This window comes from Pseudovibrio sp. POLY-S9 (assembly GCF_001431305.1).
GTDB lineage: Bacteria > Pseudomonadota > Alphaproteobacteria > Rhizobiales > Stappiaceae > Pseudovibrio.
The window spans coordinates 68,699-71,643 of sequence record NZ_LCWX01000228.1 but is presented as its reverse complement, the minus strand read 5'-3'; the positions used below and the strand labels follow the sequence as shown (position 1 = coordinate 71,643).

The 2,945-nt window shown below is 53.5% G+C and carries 4 protein-coding genes; 1 reads left to right on the top strand and 3 read right to left on the bottom strand.

Annotated elements, in window-relative coordinates; all coding sequences use genetic code 11:
* The coding region (locus PPL9_RS22970; RefSeq protein ID WP_152986809.1) for a DnaJ C-terminal domain-containing protein at positions 1-749 on the top strand (749 nt) is incomplete at its 5' end.
* 88 nt (positions 750-837) lie between these two features.
* Here the strand turns inward: PPL9_RS22970 and PPL9_RS22965 are convergent.
* From PPL9_RS22965 to PPL9_RS33615, 3 genes are all read right to left on the bottom strand, one after another.
* Positions 838-1,704 (bottom strand): NAD(P)-dependent oxidoreductase, encoded by an 867-nt coding sequence (locus PPL9_RS22965; RefSeq protein ID WP_057464897.1) that lies wholly within the window; start codon positions 1,702-1,704, stop codon positions 838-840.
* 55 nt (positions 1,705-1,759) lie between these two features.
* Positions 1,760-2,497, bottom strand: coding sequence for a crotonase/enoyl-CoA hydratase family protein (locus PPL9_RS22960; RefSeq protein WP_057464896.1), 738 nt, complete (start codon positions 2,495-2,497; stop codon positions 1,760-1,762).
* A 71-nt stretch (positions 2,498-2,568) separates the two neighbouring features.
* A partial coding sequence (locus PPL9_RS33615; protein WP_208989572.1) for an acyl-CoA dehydrogenase C-terminal domain-containing protein occupies positions 2,569-2,945 on the bottom strand: 377 nt, incomplete at its 5' end.

The following is a 2,945-nucleotide window of genomic DNA, read 5'->3' as shown; positions in this document are numbered from 1 at the left end:
CGGGTGGCGGCGGTGGCTTTGAAGGTTTCCGTAATTCAGGGCGTCGTGGTGGTTTCCGGTTTGAGCAGGGCTTTGGCGAAGGCCACGGCGGTTCCGGCGGCCCTCAGGATGCTGGCGGTTTTGACGATATCCTCAATGATATTCTTGGTGGCTTTGGCGGCGGCAAACGCCGCAGCGCAGGCGGTGGAGAATCTCATTTCCATGCTGGCCCTACCAAGGGAGCTGATGCCAACCTGATTGCACGGGTGACACTTGAAGACCTTGCCCACCATGGCAAGGTTCAGGTGAAACTGCCAAGCGGCAAGACTGTGAATGTAAAAATTCCGGCTGGCACGCAGAGCGGCGACAAGATCCGCCTGAAAGGGCAAGGCTTTGCCTCTGCCAAGAGTGGTCAGGCTGGTGATGCACTGGTAGAAGTTCGCATTTCCACACACAAGCTCTTCAAAGTGGATGGAGAGGATGTTCGTGTTGATGTCCCCCTCACCCTTTATGAAGCCGTTCTTGGTGGCAAAGTACGCATTCCAACTCTCAGCGGTGCGGTTAACCTGACAATTCCTGCCAACACCAGCAGCGGAAAGACCATGCGCCTGAAAGGCAAGGGTCTGCCGAAGAAAGAAGGTGGCCATGGCGATCTTCTTGTTGGGCTTGAGATTGTCCTGCCAGAACAGACAGATGAAGAACTTGAAAATCTGATGCGCGTCTGGAAAGAAGTTAAGCCGTATTCGGCACGCGGCCCAGAGTTCGACTGATCATTGCCAATGAGAAAGGCGGGTTACCCCGCCTTTTATTTTGCTACGCTTTGAATTTCTCAGAAGCAGAGTGCTACAACAATCAGAGCTAAGCTTCGATTGCAGCCAGACTGACTGGCGCTACGCTGTCATCTGGAACAAAGAAATCTGGTTGCAGATTCACTTTCGGATTCACGCGGTACTTGTCAAAATCGGTCATACCGTTTTCCGCCAGCAATGTATCATCAATGAAGAAGTTGCCAGTGGTGTCTGCTGCCGGTTTTGTGAAGATCAGATGCGCCGCATCTGCCAGAATGTCTGGCGTCCGGCTTGCCTGAACCATCATGTCGCCGCCAAGCAGATTCTGAACAGCAGCCGTGGCAATGGTCGTGCGCGGCCAAAGAGCGTTTACAGCAATCTTCTTAGAGCGCAGTTCTCCGGCAAGTCCCAGTACAACAAGGCTCATGCCGTATTTGGCAATGGAGTACGGTGTATGGTTCTTAAACCACTTCTCCTGCATATCCAGCGGCGGAGAAAGCATCATGATATGCGGGTTTTCTGCTTCTTTCAGATACGGGATTGCCAGCTTAGAGCAGAGTAAGGTGCCACGCGTGTTGATCTGGTGCATGAGGTCAAAGCGCTTCATGTCGATTTTCTGAACCGGTGTCAGGTTGATCGCACTGGCATTGTTGACCACAATATCGATGCCACCGAACTTTTCAGCAGCCGCCTTCATTGCATTCTCAACACTCTCTTCGCTTCGCACATCAACCACGAGCGGGAGCGCCTGACCTCCGGCATCCTCAATCTCTTTGGCTGCTGTGTAGATCGTTCCTTCCAGCTTAGGATGCGGTTCTGCCGTTTTTGCAGCGATCACAATGTTCGCACCATCTTGTGCTGCCCGCTTGCCAATCGCGAGGCCAATTCCACGAGATGCACCGGTAATGAACAGTGTTTTACCCTTCAGACTTCCCATGTTTCCCCCAAATTCCTGAATTGAGATGCGGTGCTGAACACCGCATCTGAACGAGTTAAGCTTTGCTCATGAACTTCATGAAGGCTTCGCGGGCCTCATCAGACTTGAGCAGTTCAGCAAAGAGGCCGATTTCTTCAAAAATGCGTTTTTCAAGCGGCTCACGCTTGCCACGCAGCAGTTCTCTGGAAATGCGCAGGGCGTTTTGAGGCTTGGATGCAACCTTCTGCGCGATCGCAAGCACACGGTCTTCCAGCTCATCAGGAGAGACCACGTGATTTACGAAGCCTGCCTCCTTTGCCATCTCGGCCGTGAAGCTCTCACCCAGTGCCAGCAGTTCGAACGCCTTGTGGTAGCCCATTGTCTCTGGGCCGATCAGCGTTGAGCCCGCTTCAGGAATGATGCCAAGGTCGGTGAACGGCGTTTTGAAGAGCGCGTTTTCTGTCGCAAACACCATATCGAAGTGGAACAACATGGTGGTGCCCACGCCAATGGCAGGACCATCAATGCCTGCGATTACAGGTCTGGATGGCTCATGAAGTGCGCCGAGGAATTTGCCAACTCCGCCAGCTTCCAGGCCTTCGCCTGACATTGCTGCCTTGAGGAAATCTGCGATGTCGTTGCCTGCGGTGAATACGCCTGGGCGGCCAAGCATGACATGGCAGCGGATGCTTTCGTCTTCTGTCTTCAACGCATCTGCCATATCCATGTACATGGCCTGTGTCAGTGCGTTTTTCTTTTCTACGCGGTCCATGCGGATGATCTGGACTGCGCCGTCCCGTTCAATACTGATCATGTGTCCCTCCCAAACTGATTGGTGAGGCCTGTTCAGCCTCACCTTTTAAATACGGTTGACTGCCTCTTGGATCAGGCAAGTTCAGCTGCGTCGAATGCAAGGATTGCTTCAGCTGCACGTGTTACGTCGTCTTTCAGCGGTGCGCTCTCACCCAAAACAGTTTCTGCAAAGCTGCGCGCCATCAGGTAGCGTGGCTTCTTCAACGTCTCTGGTGCATCCCTGGATGCCAGAGCACCTTTTGCCAGTAAGCCAGCGCCCAGAGTGATGCCTGCCAAACGCAGATATGGTGTCGCACCTGCAAGCGCTTCCGGGATTTTCCCGTCAGCCTGTGCGCTCAACATCCATTCGGTGGCGGTTTCCAGATCAGCAACAGCTGCATCCAGCTTGGCACCAAGATCACCCAGTTCACCGGTGTTGTCTGCGTTTACACTTGCAGCGATCTCTTTGA